The sequence below is a fragment of the Actinomadura xylanilytica genome (genome assembly GCF_030283145.1).
Taxonomy (GTDB): Bacteria; Actinomycetota; Actinomycetes; order Streptosporangiales; family Streptosporangiaceae; genus Spirillospora; species Spirillospora xylanilytica.
Genome location: NZ_JASNWE010000005.1, coordinates 772584 through 787768, shown reverse-complemented (window position 1 = coordinate 787768; position 15185 = coordinate 772584). Strand labels below are relative to the sequence as shown.

Here is a 15185-nt window from a genome sequence, read left to right as displayed (position 1 = left end):
GGCCGATGGGTCCAGAGCCCGCCCAAGGCCCTCGGCCGTCACGCGAGGGCGCTACCTGGCCGGTGGGGCGATGCCGGAGGCGAGCCCCACCGGCCAGATCGCGAAGCGATGTCGCGCTCGCCCAAGCACGGTCGGCGCCCCGAGCCGCCAGGCGAGGAAGCCGGGCCGAGCTTGAGAACTAATAAGGGTCGTACCCCGCGGCCTGCGCGGCCGGGGAGGTCTTCAGGTACTCCAGCGCCCGCGGGGTGGAGCAGATCTCGGAGGGGTGGTGGGAGGGCTTGAGGTAGACCGGCGCCTCACCCAGCAGCAGCCGGAAGATGCCCGGCACCGTGCCCTTCCGGACCGACCTGCGGTACGAGCGGTAGGCGCGCGGCAGCGTCACCCGCCCCTTGACCGTCGGGTCCTGCTTCAGCAGGTAGAGCGTGCCGCCGATCAGCGCCCAGTAGAGGAAGAACAGCGACACCGTCCAGGCCAGGACGCGGGTGGGGTACCGGCCGCCCATCGCCCGGTAGACGTCGAAGACCACCGAGCGGTGCTCGACCTCCTCGGCGCCGTGCCAGCGCAGCAGGTCCAGCATCATCGGGTCCACCCCGGCCGCGTCGAGGCGCTCGTTGTCCATGATCCACTGGCCGAGCACCGCGGTGTAGTGCTCGATCGAGGCGACCGCGGCCAGCTCGAACCGCAGCCTGCGCCGCCACGACCGCGGCGACTTCTCCTTCAGGGCCGCCATCCGGGCCGGCCGGTCGGCGTTGCCCTGCCCGGCCGGTCCCGTGATCCTGGACACCTCGATCCCGTTGGCCTCCAGGATCTGGTCGAGAACGCCCTGATGGGAGCGGGCGTGCACCATCTCCTGCCCGATGAAGCCCTTGATCTCCTCCAGCAGCCGCGGGTCCCTGATGTGCGGGCGGGCGTCCTTCACGCACTGGATGAACCACTTCTCACCCTCGGGCAGGACGAGGTGGAAAGAGTTGATCATGTGGGTGGCGACGGGGTCGCCGGGGACCCAGTGCAGCGGCGTTTTCGACCAGTCGAAGGAGATCCGGCGCGCCTTGATCGGCGGGTGCCGCTCGTCGATCGCGGGCGCAGGTGCGCCGTCCGTCAGGGGCCTGGTCATACCCTCTCCCTCAATCCGCGCGCCCGAAGCCGGACGCGCGGAGCCGGCGCGCGTCCTGTGCCGGAGTAGTCAACTCCGGGGGCGGGCGGGTTTCTTGGGGCGTGGCCCACAAGTCGGCGGCGGAATTCCATCGCCCGGTGACAATCGGCCTGGCCTCAGCAGGGGATACGGTCGGCGCCGGTATAGACGTTCATCGTCTCGCCGCGCAGGAATCCGACCAGCGTCATCCCGGCGTCCTCGGCCAGCTCCACCGCCAGCGACGAGGGCGCCGACACCGCGGCCAGCACCGGGATCCCGGCCTGTGCCGCCTTCTGGGTCAGCTCGAACGAGGCGCGCCCGCTGACCATCAGGATCCGCCCGGTGAGCGGCAGCAGGTCCTGGCGCAGCGCCCACCCGACGACCTTGTCGACCGCGTTGTGCCGGCCGACGTCCTCCCGCACCACCAGCAGCCCGCCGTCCGCGTCGAACAGCCCGGCCGCGTGCAGCCCGCCGGTGCGGTCGAAGACCCGCTGCGACTCCCGCAGCCGGTCCGGAAGCGCCGCCAGGACGGCGGTGGTCAGCGCGACGGTGTCGGCGGCCACGTCGTAGGGGCGGTCGGTCCGCAGCGCCTCGATGCTCGATTTGCCGCACACCCCGCAGGCGCTGGTGGTGGTGAACGCGCGGGTCAGCAGCGCGTCCGGCGGCCGGACCCCGGGGGCCAGCACGACGTCGAGGGTGTTCTGCTCGGCGGTGTCGGCGCAGTAGCGCATCGCGGCCAGATCGCCGGCCGCGCCGATGATGCCCTCGGCGGCCAGGAACCCGGCGGCCAGGTCGAAGTCGGCGCCGGGGGTGCGCATCGTGATCGTCAGCGGCCGCCCGTCGATCCGGATCTCCAGCGGCTCCTCCACCGCCAGGGTGTCGGGCCGCCGCCCCCGCGTCCCGGTGGTGCTCAGCCGCAGCACCGGCCTGCGCACCGTGATCCGCCCCATACGCGTGACCGTACTCCCCCTGGCGGGACGGCGCGAAAGCAGGGACGCGCGTCCGCCCCATCTCCGGCCCTCGCCCGCGGCCGTCAGTCGGCGACGCCGCGGGCGCGCGGCGCACGCCAGCCGTACCGCATCGCCAGCACGCGGAGGCCGAACGCCAGGACGGCGGAGCCCGCGGTGACGGCGGCGCCGTGCAGGCCGGCCGTGTACGCGGCCGCGATCACCGAGGCGCCGAGCAGCGCCGGCAGCGCATAGAGCTGCCGGTCGTAGAGCACCGCGGGGATCTGCCCGCTCAGCATGTCGCGCAGGACGCCGCCGCCGACCGCGGTGACGACCCCGAGCAGCACCGAGTGCAGGGGCGACAGGCCGTGGCCGAGGGCCTTCACCGTCCCGGTCACGCAGAACAGCCCGAGCCCGGCCGCGTCGGAGAACATCACCGCGGGCAGCAGCCGGGCGACCTGCGGATGCCAGAAGAACACCAGCGCCGTGGCGGCCAGCGGGACCAGCACGTAGCCGACGCTGGTGAACGCGGCCGGCGGCACCGCGCCGATGATCAGGTCGCGCATGATCCCGCCGCCGAGCGCGGTGATCTCGGCCAGCACCACCATGCCGACCACGTCCAGCCGCTGGCGCACCGCGGCCAGTGCCCCCGACAGCGCGAACACGAAGATGCCCGCCAGGTCCAGCACCTCGGCCGCGTCCGGCCCCGTCATCGAACGTCCTTCCGCCCGGGCGGGTCGGGCCCGCCTGCCGACCCCTCGGTCGGCCGCGACGGCGGCGGGCGGCGGGATGACCGTCGCCGCGATCGACGGCGCGACCGCGCCATGATCTCACCGTACGTTCGGGCCGGCCGCGGGGCCGCGGGCGGGGGAGGGGCCGCGGCGCGGCGGGAGGGCCCGCGGATCAGGCGTCGTACAGGGCGTCCAGGACGTCGGTGTACTTGCCGTGCACGACCCGCCGCTTCAGCTTGAGGGTGGGGGTGAGCTCCTCGCTCTCGGCGGTCCACTCGGCGGGCAGCAGCCGCCACTTCTTGACCTGCTGGACGCGGGCCAGCCGGGCGTTGGCGTCCCCGACGGCCCTGCCGATCTCCTCCAGCACCAGCGGGTGCCCGGCGAGCGCGGCCACGTCCGCGCCCTCCAGCCCGTGCGCGGCGGCCCACACCGGCGCGACCTCGCCGTCCAGGGTGATCAGCGCGACCACGTACGGGCGGCGGTCCCCGAACGCCAGGGCCTGCCCGACCAGCGGGTGCTCCTTGAGGTGGTTCTCGATCAGCGAGGGGGCGACGTTCTCGCCCCCGGCGGTGATGATGATCTCCTTCTTGCGGTCCACCACCCGTAGGAACCCGTCCTCGTCCAGGACGCCGACGTCCCCGGTGTGCACCCACCCGTCGGCGTCGAGGAGCCCGGCGGTCGCCTCGGGCCGGTTCAGGTAGCCGGGCGTGCAGGTCGCGCCGCGCACCAGGATCTCCCCGTCCCCGGCGAGCCGCAGCTCCACCCCGGGGAACGGCCGGCCGACGGTGCCGAGCTTGAACGAGTCCTGGAGGTTGGCGGTCACGGCCCCGGTCGTCTCGGTCATCCCGTACGCGTCGAAGATCTTCAGGCCGAGGCCGGCGAAGAACCGGGCGACCTCCACCGGCAGCGGCGCGGCGGCGCTGGACGCCTGGACGACCCGGTCGAGCCCGAGCAGCGCCCGCATCGGCGCCAGCACGGCGGCGTCGGCGCGCTCGAACACGGCGCGCTCCTCCGGGGTGAGGGCGTTCCCGTGCTCCTGGCCGGCGACGTGGGCGCGCCCCGCCTCCAGCGCCTGCGCGACCGCGGCCTTCCTCTCCTCGTCCGGCTCGGCGGCCAGCACCGCCTGGATGCCCGCCATGATCTTCTCCCAGACCCGCGGGACGCCGAAGAACGAGTGCGGCCTGACCTCCCGCAGCACCGTGGTGAGCTGGGCGGGGTCGGGGCAGAAGTGCACGTGCGCGGCCAGCCCGACCGGCAGGTAGTAGCTCAGCACCCGGTCGGCGATGTGCGCGAACGGCAGGTAGGAGATGCCGGACGGGTGGCCGGGCAGCACCGAGGCGCCCTCCACCATCGCCGCCTCGTGCAGCACCATCGAGTGGGTGATCAGCACGCCCTTGGGGTTCCCGGTGGTCCCGGAGGTGTACAGAAGGGTGGCGGCGTCCTCGGGCCGGACGGCCTTCCAGCGGGCGTCGATCGCAGCGGGGTCGGCGGCCAGCCGCTCCCGGCCGAGCGCGGTCAGGGCGTCCCAGGTCAGGAACCGGTCCCCGGCCGGGCAGGCGGCGGCGTCGATCACGATCACCTTGCGCAGCGCGGGCAGCCGGTCGAGCACCGGCAGCCAGCGGTCGAGCTGGTCCCGCCCGTCCAGTACCGCGTACCGGGCCGAGCAGTCCGCGGCGACGAAGGCCACCTGGTCGGGGGCGAGGGTGGCGTACACCGTCGTCGGGACGCCGCCCGCGTGCAGCGCGCCGAGGTCGGCCAGCACGTGCTCGGACCGGTTGGGCATCATCAGCGCCACCACGTCGCCGGCCGTCAGGCCGAGCGCGGCCAGCCCCGCGGCGGTCTCCAGCGCCCGCCGGCGGGTGTCCTCCCAGGTCAGCGTCCGCCACTTGCCGTCGACGCGGTCGGAGTAGGCGGGCCGGGCGCCGTCCCGCCGGGCGGTGTCGGCCAGCCGGGTGCAGATCGTCCGCCCTCCGGCCGTCCGCTCCAGTTCCGCCCGCGCGTCCCGAACCCCGGCTTCGACCATCTCGCGCCCCTTCCGGCAGTGCACCGATGTCAGTGTTCACTTGCAGAGGGGAATCGCACCATGCCGAACCATGTTCGGGCAAGGGCGCCCCGGGGGCCGTCTCCTGGTCGGGGGGCGCTGGCGGGGGTGGGGCGACCCCTGGGTGACTGGACCCGTACCGCCCGTTTGTTGATCATTTATGGGGATCTGTGGGATAAATTCCCGCTGTGACCCTCCCCGTCGGAAAGCCGCGTCTCACCCAGTACGCCCATGGCGGGGGCTGCGCCTGCAAGATCCCGCCCGGCGAGCTCGAGCGGGTCGTGGCCGGGCTGACCGGCCCGGCGGGCGCCGACGGATCCCTGCTCCTCGGCGGACAGGACGGGGACGACGCGGCCGTCCTGCGGATCGACGGCGGCCGGGCGATCGTGTCCACCGCCGACTTCTTCACCCCCGTGGTCGACGACCCCTACGACTGGGGCCGCATCGCCGCCGCCAACGCCCTCTCCGACGTCTACGCGGTCGGCGGCGAGCCGGTCATGGCGCTCAACCTGCTCGGCTGGCCGCTCGACGCGCTCGCGCCGGAGCTGGCCCGCGAGGTGCTGCGCGGCGGGCGCGACACCGCCTCCGACGCCGGCTGCCCGATCGCCGGCGGGCACAGCATCGACGACCCCGAGCCCAAGTACGGCCTGGCGGTGACCGGCATCGCCGATCCCGCCCGGCTGCTCCGGCTGGACGCCGGGCGGGCCGGGCTGCCGCTCTCGCTCACCAAGCCCCTCGGCACCGGCGTGCTCAACGCCCGGCACAGGGCCACCGGCGAGGTGTTCGCGCACGCCGTCGACACGATGGCGGCCCTCAACGCGACCGCGGGCCGGCAGGCGTTGGAACGCGGCATCTCCTGCGCCACCGACGTGACCGGTTTCGGCCTGCTCGGCCACCTCTACAAGCTGGCGCGGGCGAGCGGCGTCACCGCCGTCGTGGACGCGGCGGCCGTCCCCTACCTGGACGGGGCGCGCGACTCGGCCCGCGACGGCTTCGTCCCCGGCGGCAGCCGCCGCAACCTCGCCTGGGTGTCGCCGGCGGCCGACTTCGGCCGGATCGCCGAGCAGGAGCGGCTGCTGCTCGCCGACGCCCAGACCTCCGGCGGCCTGCTGGTGGCCGGCGAGATCCCCGGTGCCCCCGTCATCGGCGAGCTGGTCGAGCGCGGCCGGCACGTCCTGGTGGTCCGCTGACCGGACACCGAGCGTGATCGTCGGCTCGTGTCCGTGATCGCGGAGTGGGTACATCCCGGGTGACCGGGTCCGCGGACGGCGCGGGGCCGCTCATGATCCAGGGAGCGGGCATGACCATCGGGGGCATCTTCACCGCCATCGTCTTCGGCGGGATCATCGGGGCGCTCGCCCGGCTCGTCGTGCCGGGCAAGCAGGACATGTCCATCTGGCTCACCGTGCTGGTCGGCATCGTGGCGGCGTTCGCGGGCACCGGGCTGAGCCACCTGTTCGGCCTGCGGACCCACGGCTGGAACTTCTGGGAGACCATCTTCCAGGTGGCCTTCGCGGTGATCGGGGTGTACCTGGTGGCCGCCTTCTGGCCGAAGAAGCGGACCCACTGACCCGACCCCGCAGGGAGGGCAGGGCGAGGGTCGCAGAGCCCGCCACAGGGCCGCTGGGCCCCGCCCGCGGCCCACCTCCGAGCAGGGGCGTCCCCCGGGGCAGGGCCGCGCGGTCAGTCGGCCGCGGGGCGCAGCACGGGGCGGAGGCGGTCCAGCACCTCGGGGTCCTCGATGGTGGACGGCACCGTCACCTCGCGGCCGTCGGCGATGCCGCGCATCGTGCCGCGGAGGATCTTGCCCGACCGGGTCTTGGGCAGCGCCGGCACCACCGCGACCTCCTTCAGCGCGGCGACCGGGCCGACCTGCTCGCGCACCATGGCGACCAGTTCGGCGGCCAGCTCGCCGGGCTCGGCGAGGACACCGTTCTTGAGCACCACCAGGCCGCGCGGCACCTGGCCCTTGACCGCGTCGTGCACGCCGATGACGGCGCACTCGGCGACCGCCGGGTGCGCGGCGATGACGTCCTCCATCGTCCCGGTGGACAGCCGGTGCCCGGCCACGTTGATCACGTCGTCGGTGCGGCCCATCACCCACAGGTAGCCGTCGGGGTCGCGGTGACCGCCGTCGCCGGTGAGGTAGTGGCCGGGGTACCTGGTCAGGTAGGACTCGACGAACCGCTCGTCGTCGTGCCAGAGGGTGGGCAGGGAGCCGGGCGGCAGCGGCAGCCGCAGCACGATGTCGCCGTCGGTCCCGTCCTCCACGGGGGCCCCGTCCGGGCCGAGCACCCGCACGTCGAAGCCGGGCACCGGGACCGAGGGCGAGCCCGCCTTGACCGGCATCGGCTCGAGCCCGCGCGGGTTCGCCGCGATCGGCCAGCCGGTCTCGGTCTGCCACCAGTGGTCGATGACGGGCCGGTCCAGCACCCGGGACGCCCAGTGGTAGGTGTCGGGGTCGAGCCGCTCGCCGGCCAGGAACAGGGTGTCGAGCGCCGACAGGTCGTACTGCGCGAGCAGCTCCCCGCCGGGGTCCTCCCTCTTGATCGCCCGGATCGCGGTCGGCGCCGTGAACAGCGCCTTGACCCGGTGCTCGGCCGCGACCCGCCAGAACGCCCCCGCGTCGGGCGTGCCGACCGGCTTGCCCTCGTACAGCACGGTGGTGCAGCCGGTCAGCAGCGGCGCGTACACGATGTAGGAGTGCCCGACGACCCAGCCGACGTCGGACGCGGCCCAGAACACGTCCCCGGGGCCGACGCCGTAGATGTTCTCCATCGACCAGCGCAGCGCGACCGCGTGCCCGCCGTTGTCGCGGACGACGCCCTTGGGGCGGCCGGTGGTGCCCGAGGTGTACAGGATGTAGAGGGGGTCGGTGGCCGCCACCGGCACGCAGCCGGCCGGTTCGGCGCGAGCGACGGCCTCGTCCCACTCCACGTCGCGCGGGCGCACGAGGTCGGCGTGCAGCTGCGAGCGCTGCCGGACGACGCAGTGGTCCACCTTGTGCGAGGCCAGCTCCAGCGCCTCGTCCAGCAGCGGCTTGTAGGCGACGACGCGGCCCGCCTCGATGCCGCAGGACGCCGACACGACCGCCTTGGGCCGCGCGTCGTCGATGCGCGCCGCGAGCTCGCGCGCCGCGAACCCGCCGAAGACCACCGAGTGGACCGCGCCGAGCCGGGCGCAGGCCAGCATCGCCACGATCGCCTCCGGCACCATCGGCAGGTAGACGACCACCCGGTCGCCGCGGTCGACGCCGAGGTCGCGCAGCGCTCCCGCGAACCGCGCCACCAGGTCGGTCAGCTCGGCGTAGGTGTAGGTGCGCACGGTGCCGGTGACCGGGCTGTCGTAGATCAGCGCGGCCTGGTCGCCGCGGCCCTCCTCGACGTGCCGGTCCAGGGCGTTGTCGCAGGTGTTCAGCTCGCCGCCGGTGAACCAGCGGTGGAACGGCGGCGCCCCGTCGTCGAGCACCCGGTCCGGGGGCACGAGCCAGCGGACGTCCCGCGCGGCCAGCCCCCAGAACCGGGTCGGGTCGGCGATGCTGCGCTCGTACGCGGCCTCGTAGGCGCCCATGGTCCTCGTCCTCCGGTGCGGTCCCCTGCCCCGGCCGCCTTGCCGGGGCGCACCCCTATAGGGCCTGCCCAGGGGCTGGTTCGTCAAGTGCCCGCGCCGGGCCGCGTCCGCTCAGCGGTGCCGCAGGCCGTTCCCGAGCGCGACGAGGGAGGCCAGGCCCGCGCCGGCCGCCACGATCCAGAAGCACAGCTCGTAGGCGTCGAGGGACGGGACCGACGTCCCGGCGATGACCCGCCCGGCGAGGATGGAGGCGGTGACCGCGCCCGCGACGCTGCCCCCGGCGGTGCGGACCAGCGAGTTGATGCCGCTGGCGATGCCGCTCTGGTCCATCGGGACGTGCTGCACGGCGAGCGTGCCGAGCGCCGCGTAGGCGATGCCGAACCCGACGCCCTGGATCGTGCTGAACGCGAGCATGTCGTACCCGTGCTCGTTGGAGACCGCGAGCCACACGTAGCTCAGCCCCGCGAACAGCGACCCGATGGCCAGCGTGTGCGCGGCCCCGATCCGGCCCGCGATCCGCCCGGCGAGCGCGGAGAACAGCAGCATGGTGACCGTGCTCGGCAGCATGTAGAGGCCGACGTCCAGGACCGAGCCGCTCAGCCCGTACCCGATCTTGTCCGCGGGCGACTGGACGAAGCTGGAGATCAGCGTGAACGCGGCGAACATCGAGAAGCCGAGCAGCGCCGAGGCGAGGTTGGCCGACAGCGACTTGGCGCCGACCAGCAGGCCGAGCCGCACCAGCGGCTCGCGCACCCGCGTCTCGATCAGCACCCAGGCGGCGCAGAGCACCGCGGCGCCGCCGAACAGCCCGAGCACGCCGCCCGACGTCCAGCCCCACTGGTTGCCCTCGCTGATGGCCAGCAGCAGGCAGACCAGCCATCCGGCCAGCACCGCGGCGCCGAGCAGGTCGGGCCGCCCGCCGGTCCGGACACCCACGTCGGGCGCGCTGACCGCGATGAGCACCAGTCCCGCGGCGGCCAGGCCGGCCGCGATCCAGAACATCGGGTGGTGGCTCTCGGTGCGGTCGGCGATCAGGCCGGTGACGATCATGCCGATGGTGCCGCCGACGCCCATGGTGGCGCTGACGATGCCGATCGCGGTGGTGACCCGCTCGCGTGGGAAGGTGTCCCGGATCATCCCGATGGCCAGCGGGATCAGCGCCGAGGAGGTGCCCTGGAGGGTACGGCCGGCGATCAGCACGCCGAGCGACCCCGAGAGCGCGCAGATCACCGAGCCGAGCACCAGCAGGCCCATGGCCAGCAGGATCATCTTCTTCTTGCCGTACATGTCGCCAAAGCGCGACAGCAGCGGGGTGGCGACCGCGCCGGCCAGCAGCGAGGCGGTGAAGACCCAGGTGACCGAGGTGACCGAGGCGTCGAAGCGCTCCATCAGCCGGGGCAGCAGCGGGATCACCAGGGTCTGCTGCACCGAGACGACCATCCCGGCGGTGGCGAGCGCCAGCAGCGTGAGACCGGTGTGCACGGCCGGCCCGGACGGACCGGGTCTTTCGGGCGTCACGGTGGGTGCGCCGGACATGTGACCTCCAGTGGGGGCCGGGCGGGGCGCCGGCGGGGGGAGTGCCTTCGTGACGGGGGAGATTCTACTTACTTAACTTAAGTAATCAGGCTGTAAGGTGGGTCACATGCCGTCACCGCACCGCCCGGCGGGCACCCCCCGCGACGCCGACGTGCCGCGCGACATCGTGGAGATCGAGCGGGCGATCGCCCGGATCTCGCACATGCTCACCCGGAACAAGCAGCACGACCGGACGGTCGCCGCCGCCGGCGTCCCGGTCGACCGGGCGGCGGTGCCGCTGCTGCGGGCGCTGGCCGACAACGGCGCGCCGATGCGCCCGAGCGAGCTGGCCGTCCGGCTGGCGGTCGAGGCGCCGCACGTCACCCGCTTGGTCCAGCGCCTGGAGAAGATCGGCTACGTCGAGCGCGTGCCCGATCCGCTCGACGGCCGGGCCCAGGGGGTGCGGCTCTGCGACGCCGGCCGCGAGGCGCTGGAGTGCGTCCGCGCGGTCGGGCGGCAGTGGATGGACGAGGCCCTCGCCGGCTGGTCGCCCGAGGAGCGCGGCCTGCTCGCCGGCCTCGTCCACCGGATGGTCGACGACTTTGTCGCGCACTCCGAGTCGCTCGGCGGCGGGTGCGCGGCCCTCCCGGGTCCCGGCGCCGGCACGGGTTCGGGCGCCGGCACGGGTTCGGGCGCCGGCACGGGTTCGGGCGCTGGGACGGGGCCGGGGACGGCCGGATGGGCCGCTGACGGTCCGGACCGCCCGCGGGCCCGCCCGCGGATGTGAGATAGGCGATCTCGGAGTGTGGACCCGTTCGGCTTTCGCGACGGGCCCTGCGCTCCCTAGGCTTACCTGCCGTGGACCTTCGTCTGCGCGACCCCCGGAGAGACGTGCCCCGTACCGATGCCGTCCTCGGCGACCCCCGGCTGGCGGACGCGTCCCGCCGGCTCGGCCGCGAGATCGTCAAGTCCGCGGTCGCGGCGGCCCAGCGCCGCGCCCGCGCGGGCGAGATCCCGCCCGGCGACGTCGCCTCGGCCGCGCTCGCCGCGCTGCCCGAGCACGCCGCGTCGCTGCGGCCGGTGGTGAACGCCACCGGCGTGCTGCTGCACACCAACCTCGGCCGGGCGCCGCTGTCGACCGCCGCCCGCGCCGCGGTCGCGGCGGCCTCCGGCTGCTCCGACGTCGAGTACGACCTGCCCTCCGGCCGCCGCGGCCCGCGCGGCCGGGGCGCGCTCGCCGCCCTGCGTGCGGCCTGCCCGGCGGCCGGCGACGCGCAGGTCGTCAACAACAACGCCGCCGCGCTGGTGCTGGCCGCGACCGCCCTCGCCGCCGGCCGCGAGATCGTCATCGGCCGCGGCGAGCTGGTCGAGATCGGCGACGGATTCCGGCTCCCCGACCTGCTGGCGGCCACCGGCGCGCGGCTCCGCGAGGTCGGCACCACCAACCGCACCACCGCCGCCGACTACGCCGCCGCGGTCGGCCCCGGCACCGGGTTCATCCTGAAGGTCCACCCGTCCAACTTCCGGATCGAGGGCTTCACCGCCGAGGCCGCCGTGCGGGACCTCGCGCCGCTCGGCGTCCCGGTCGTCGCCGACATCGGCTCCGGGCTGCTGGCGCCCGACCCGGCGCTGCCCGGCGAGCCCGACGCCGCGTCCGCGCTCGCGGCCGGCGCCGCGCTGGTCACCGCCAGCGGCGACAAGCTCCTCGGCGGGCCGCAGGCGGGCCTGCTGCTCGGCGACCGCGACATCGTCGCGCGGCTGCGCCGCCACCCCCTGTACCGGGCGCTGCGCGTCGACAAGATGACCCTCGCGGCGCTGGAGGCGACCCTGCGCGGCCCCGAGCCCCCGGTGGCCGCGATGCTGCACGCCGCGGCCCCCGGGCTGCGCGCCCGCGCCGAGGACCTCGCCCGCGCGCTGTCGGCCGCCGGCGCCGACGCCCGCGCGGTCGGCAGCACGGCGGTCGTCGGCGGGGGCGGTGCCCCCGGCGTCGAGCTGCCGAGCGCGGCGGTGTCGCTGCCGGACGGCTGCGCGGCCCCGCTGCGCGCCCGCCAGGTGATCGGCCGGGTCGAGGACGGGCGGCTGCTGCTCGACCTGCGCTCGGTGGACCCGGCCGACGACTCCCGGATCCGCGCCGCGGTCCTCGCCTCCCTGGAAGGGAACTGATGCAGGTCGTCGTCACCGCGGGGCACGTCGACCACGGCAAGTCCGCGCTCGTCCGCGCCCTCACCGGCATGGAGCCCGACCGGCTCGCCGAGGAGCGCCGCCGGGGCCTGACCCTCGACCTCGGATTCGCCTGGACCGACCTGCCGTCGGGGGAGCGGCTCGCCTTCGTGGACGTCCCCGGGCACGAGCGGTTCGTCACCACCATGCTCGCCGGCGCCGGGCCCGTCCCGGCGGTGCTGCTCGCGGTCGCCGCCGACGAGGGCTGGATGCCGCAGTCGGAGGAGCACCTGGCGGCCCTGGACGCCCTCGGCGTCCGGCACGGGGTCCTGGTGGTGACCCGGTCCGACCTCGCCGACCCGAGGCTCGCGCTCCGCCAGGCCCGCGACCGGCTCGCCACGACCGGGCTGAGCGGGGTCGAGGCCGTCGCCGTCAGCACCGTCACCGGCGCCGGGATGGACGAGCTCACCGCCGCCCTCGACCGGCTCGCCGCGCGGCTGCCCGTCCCGGGCCCGGACGGTCCCGTCCGGCTCTGGGTCGACCGCGCGTTCACCGTCGCCGGCAGCGGCACCGTGGTCACCGGCACGCTCGCCGCCGGCACCGTCCGCACGGGCGACGAGCTGGTCCTGCTGCCCGCGGGCGAGCGGGTCACGGTCCGCGCCGTCGAGTCGGCCAGGGAGTCCCGCGACTCGGTGCGCGGGGTGGCGCGGGTCGCGCTCAACCTGCGCGGGGCCCGCCGCGACGACGTCGCGCGCGGCATGGCGCTGGTCACCCCCGACAGCTGGACCCACACCACCAGCGTCGACGTGCGGACCCGGTTCGGCGAGGCGTCCGGGCGGCTGGCCCGCCAGATGATCCTGCACATCGGCTCGGCCGCCGTGCCGGTGCGGCTCCGCCCGCTCGGCCCCGACACCGCCCGCCTCACGCTGAACGCGCGGCTGCCCCTCCATGTCGGCGACACCGCGCTGCTGCGCGACCCGGGGCGGCGTGCCGTCGCGGGGGTGAGCGTCCTTGACGTGCGGCCCCCGACGCTGGTGCGCCGTGGCGCCGGCGCCGCCCGCGCCCGCGAGCTGGCCTCCTGGCCGGACCGTCCGGACGGCTCGGTGGTGCTCCGCCGGCACGGCGTGCTGCGCCGCTCCGACCTCGCCGTGATGGGCTGCGCCCCGCCATCCGGCGCCGTCGCCCTCGGCGACGAGTGGTTCGCCGACCCCGCGCACTGGGAGGCGCTGCACGGCCGCCTCACCGAGGAGACCCGCCGGCACGCCGCCGACCGCCCGCTGGCCCCCGGCGTCCCGCTGGAGGCCGCCCGGCTGCGCCTCGGGCTGCCAGCCCGGCGGTTGGTCACCGCGCTCGTCCGGCCGCCCCTCCGGCTGGAGGCGGGCCGGGTGTACGGGCCCGCGCCCGCGCTGCCCCCGGAGCTGAGCGGCGCGCTCGACCGGCTCCGCGCCGACCTGGCGGCGGCGCCGTTCGGCGCGCCCACGGCCGAGCGCCTCACCGAGCTGGGACTCACCGGCCACGGCCTGGCCGCCGCGGGACGGGCCGGTGCGCTGCTCCGGCTCGGCGACGGCGTCGTCCTGCTGCCCGGCGCCGACCGCGAGGCGCTGCGCGTCCTGTCGGAGCTGCCGCAGCCGTTCACGCCGGGCCAGGCCCGCGCCGCCCTCGGCACCAGCCGCCGCGTCGTGATCGCCCTGCTGGAGCACCTGGACGGCCTGGGCCTGACCGAGCGGGTCGGCGCGGGCCGCAAGGTCCCGGGCGACGCCCCGTCCTGACCGCCCCGTCCCGGCCGGGAGCGGAAAACCGGTTGAACGGGGTAGGGGTCTTCTGGCGTTATAGATCATGGTTCGGGTCCCCCATATCGACGGAGAGAAACAGCTATGCCGCACCAGACGCTCAAGGGCGGTCGCGTTCCGATCCGGATGTGGACCGACCCCGCCGAGGTCGAGGACCTCGCGCTCGACCAGCTCAGGAACGTGTCGGCCCTGCCCTGGATCGAGGGCCTGGCCGTGATGCCCGACGTGCACTACGGCAAGGGCGCGACGGTCGGCTCGGTGATCGCGATGCGCGACGCGGTGTCCCCGGCCGCCGTCGGCGTCGACATCGGCTGCGGGATGACCGCGGCGAAGTCGGCGCTCACGGTCGAGGACCTGCCCGACGACCTCGCGCCGCTGCGCTCCCGCCTGGAGAAGGCGATCCCGGTCGGCCGCGGCTCGCACAAGAACGCGGTCGACCCGTCCGGGCTCCCGGGCCTGAAGGAGCGCGGCTGGTACGACTTCTGGAAGGAGTTCGACGACCTCCACCCCGCCGTGCGGGGGCGGCTCGGCCGCGCCCGCGGCCAGATGGGGACGCTCGGCGGCGGCAACCACTTCCTGGAGGTCTGCGCCGACGGCGAGGGCGCGATCTGGCTGGTGCTGCACTCGGGGTCGCGCAACATCGGCAACGAGCTCGCCTCGCACCACATCGAGGCCGCGCAGAAGCTACCGCACAACCAGGACCTGCCCGACAAGGACCTGGCGGTCTTCCTGGCCGGCACCGCCAAGATGGACGACTACCGCCGCGACCTGTTCTGGGCGCAGGAGTACGCGCGCCGCAACCGCGCCGTCATGATGGCGCTCGCGCAGGGCGTGCTGACCCGGCAGTTCGGCGAGAAGCGCTGCGGCTGGGGCCAGATCATCTCCTGCCACCACAACTACGTGGCCGAGGAGGTCTACGGGGGCGTCGAGCTGCTGGTCACCCGCAAGGGCGCGATCCGCGCGGGCGGCGGCGAGCTCGGCATCATCCCGGGCTCGATGGCGACCGGCACCTACATCGTGCGCGGGCTCGGCAACGAGGAGTCCTACAACTCGGCCTCGCACGGCGCGGGCCGCCGGATGAGCCGCAACAAGGCCCGCAAGTCGTTCACCGTCGACGACCTGATCGCGCAGACAGAGGGCGTGGAGTGCCGCAAGGACGGGGGCGTGCTCGACGAGATCCCCGGCGCCTACAAGGACCTGGAGTCGGTAATGGCGGCGCAGTCCGACCTGGTCGAGGTCGTCGCGCACCTGCGCCAGCTCGTCTGCGTAAAGGGCGGTTGAGGGAGATGGGCAAAGAGC

Annotated in this window: 12 protein-coding genes; 6 read left to right on the top strand and 6 right to left on the bottom strand. The window is 74.9% G+C overall.

Going from position 1 to position 15185, the window contains the following annotated elements:
* Positions 1-178: 178 nt before the first annotated feature.
* From QP090_RS33455 to QP090_RS33440, 4 genes are all read right to left on the bottom strand, one after another.
* A complete protein-coding gene (locus QP090_RS33455; protein ID WP_285943671.1) occupies positions 179-1114 on the bottom strand; it encodes a metal-dependent hydrolase in 936 nt (311 codons plus the stop codon).
* Positions 1115-1269: 155 nt separating this feature from the next.
* On the bottom strand, positions 1270-2082 hold the full coding sequence (gene fdhD / locus QP090_RS33450) for a formate dehydrogenase accessory sulfurtransferase FdhD (protein ID WP_285943670.1): 813 nt from the start codon (positions 2080-2082) through the stop codon (positions 1270-1272).
* An 83-nt stretch (positions 2083-2165) separates the two neighbouring features.
* A complete protein-coding gene (locus QP090_RS33445; RefSeq protein ID WP_285943669.1) occupies positions 2166-2792 on the bottom strand; it encodes a trimeric intracellular cation channel family protein in 627 nt (208 codons plus the stop codon).
* 190 nt (positions 2793-2982) lie between these two features.
* Positions 2983-4833, bottom strand: a complete 1851-nt coding sequence (locus QP090_RS33440) for an AMP-dependent synthetase/ligase (protein ID WP_285943668.1) — start codon at positions 4831-4833, stop codon at positions 2983-2985.
* 206 nt (positions 4834-5039) lie between these two features.
* Here QP090_RS33440 and selD point away from each other — a divergent pair, with 206 nt between their 5' ends.
* Both selD and QP090_RS33430 read left to right on the top strand, forming a co-directional pair.
* A complete protein-coding gene (gene selD, locus QP090_RS33435) occupies positions 5040-6041 on the top strand; it encodes a selenide, water dikinase SelD (protein ID WP_285943667.1) in 1002 nt (333 codons plus the stop codon).
* A gap of 110 nt (positions 6042-6151) precedes the next feature.
* Complete coding sequence (locus QP090_RS33430) at positions 6152-6421, top strand: GlsB/YeaQ/YmgE family stress response membrane protein (protein ID WP_285943666.1); 270 nt, start codon at positions 6152-6154, stop codon at positions 6419-6421.
* 113 nt (positions 6422-6534) lie between these two features.
* Here the strand turns inward: QP090_RS33430 and QP090_RS33425 are convergent, their stop codons facing one another.
* Positions 6535-8421, bottom strand: a complete 1887-nt coding sequence (locus QP090_RS33425) for a propionyl-CoA synthetase (RefSeq protein WP_285943665.1) — start codon at positions 8419-8421, stop codon at positions 6535-6537.
* A gap of 111 nt (positions 8422-8532) precedes the next feature.
* Positions 8533-9957, bottom strand: coding sequence for an MFS transporter (locus QP090_RS33420; RefSeq protein WP_285943664.1), 1425 nt, complete (start codon positions 9955-9957; stop codon positions 8533-8535).
* A gap of 106 nt (positions 9958-10063) precedes the next feature.
* Here QP090_RS33420 and QP090_RS33415 point away from each other — a divergent pair, with 106 nt between their 5' ends.
* The 4 genes from QP090_RS33415 to QP090_RS33400 all read left to right on the top strand — a co-directional run bounded on the left by QP090_RS33415 (position 10064) and on the right by QP090_RS33400 (position 15167).
* The gene (locus tag QP090_RS33415) at positions 10064-10723 is read left to right on the top strand and encodes a MarR family winged helix-turn-helix transcriptional regulator (RefSeq protein ID WP_285943663.1); all 660 of its coding nucleotides are present in this window, start codon (positions 10064-10066) and stop codon (positions 10721-10723) included.
* A gap of 71 nt (positions 10724-10794) precedes the next feature.
* Complete coding sequence (selA, locus tag QP090_RS33410; RefSeq protein ID WP_285943662.1) at positions 10795-12099, top strand: L-seryl-tRNA(Sec) selenium transferase; 1305 nt, start codon at positions 10795-10797, stop codon at positions 12097-12099.
* Positions 12099-13865, top strand: a complete 1767-nt coding sequence (selB, locus tag QP090_RS33405) for a selenocysteine-specific translation elongation factor (protein WP_285943661.1) — start codon at positions 12099-12101, stop codon at positions 13863-13865. Before selA ends, selB begins: the two co-directional genes overlap by 1 nt.
* Before the next feature lie 105 nt (positions 13866-13970).
* Positions 13971-15167 carry an RtcB family protein gene (locus tag QP090_RS33400; protein WP_285943660.1) on the top strand — a complete coding sequence of 399 codons (1197 nt, stop codon included), beginning with the start codon at positions 13971-13973 and terminating at the stop codon, positions 15165-15167.
* Positions 15168-15185: the final 18 nt, after the last annotated feature.

Excerpts from the sequence above, each read along its gene's own strand:
- QP090_RS33455 (WP_285943671.1), bottom strand. The coding sequence starts at position 1,114 with ATGACCAGGCCCCTGACGGACGGCGCACCTGCGCCCGCGATCGACGAG.
- fdhD (WP_285943670.1), bottom strand. The coding sequence starts at position 2,082 with ATGGGGCGGATCACGGTGCGCAGGCCGGTGCTGCGGCTGAGCACCACC.
- QP090_RS33445 (WP_285943669.1), bottom strand. The coding sequence starts at position 2,792 with ATGACGGGGCCGGACGCGGCCGAGGTGCTGGACCTGGCGGGCATCTTC.
- QP090_RS33440 (WP_285943668.1), bottom strand. The coding sequence starts at position 4,833 with ATGGTCGAAGCCGGGGTTCGGGACGCGCGGGCGGAACTGGAGCGGACG.
- QP090_RS33430 (WP_285943666.1), top strand. The coding sequence starts at position 6,152 with ATGACCATCGGGGGCATCTTCACCGCCATCGTCTTCGGCGGGATCATC.
- QP090_RS33425 (WP_285943665.1), bottom strand. The coding sequence starts at position 8,421 with ATGGGCGCCTACGAGGCCGCGTACGAGCGCAGCATCGCCGACCCGACC.
- QP090_RS33420 (WP_285943664.1), bottom strand. The coding sequence starts at position 9,957 with ATGTCCGGCGCACCCACCGTGACGCCCGAAAGACCCGGTCCGTCCGGG.
- QP090_RS33415 (WP_285943663.1), top strand. The coding sequence starts at position 10,064 with ATGCCGTCACCGCACCGCCCGGCGGGCACCCCCCGCGACGCCGACGTG.
- selB (WP_285943661.1), top strand. The coding sequence starts at position 12,099 with ATGCAGGTCGTCGTCACCGCGGGGCACGTCGACCACGGCAAGTCCGCG.
- QP090_RS33400 (WP_285943660.1), top strand. The coding sequence starts at position 13,971 with ATGCCGCACCAGACGCTCAAGGGCGGTCGCGTTCCGATCCGGATGTGG.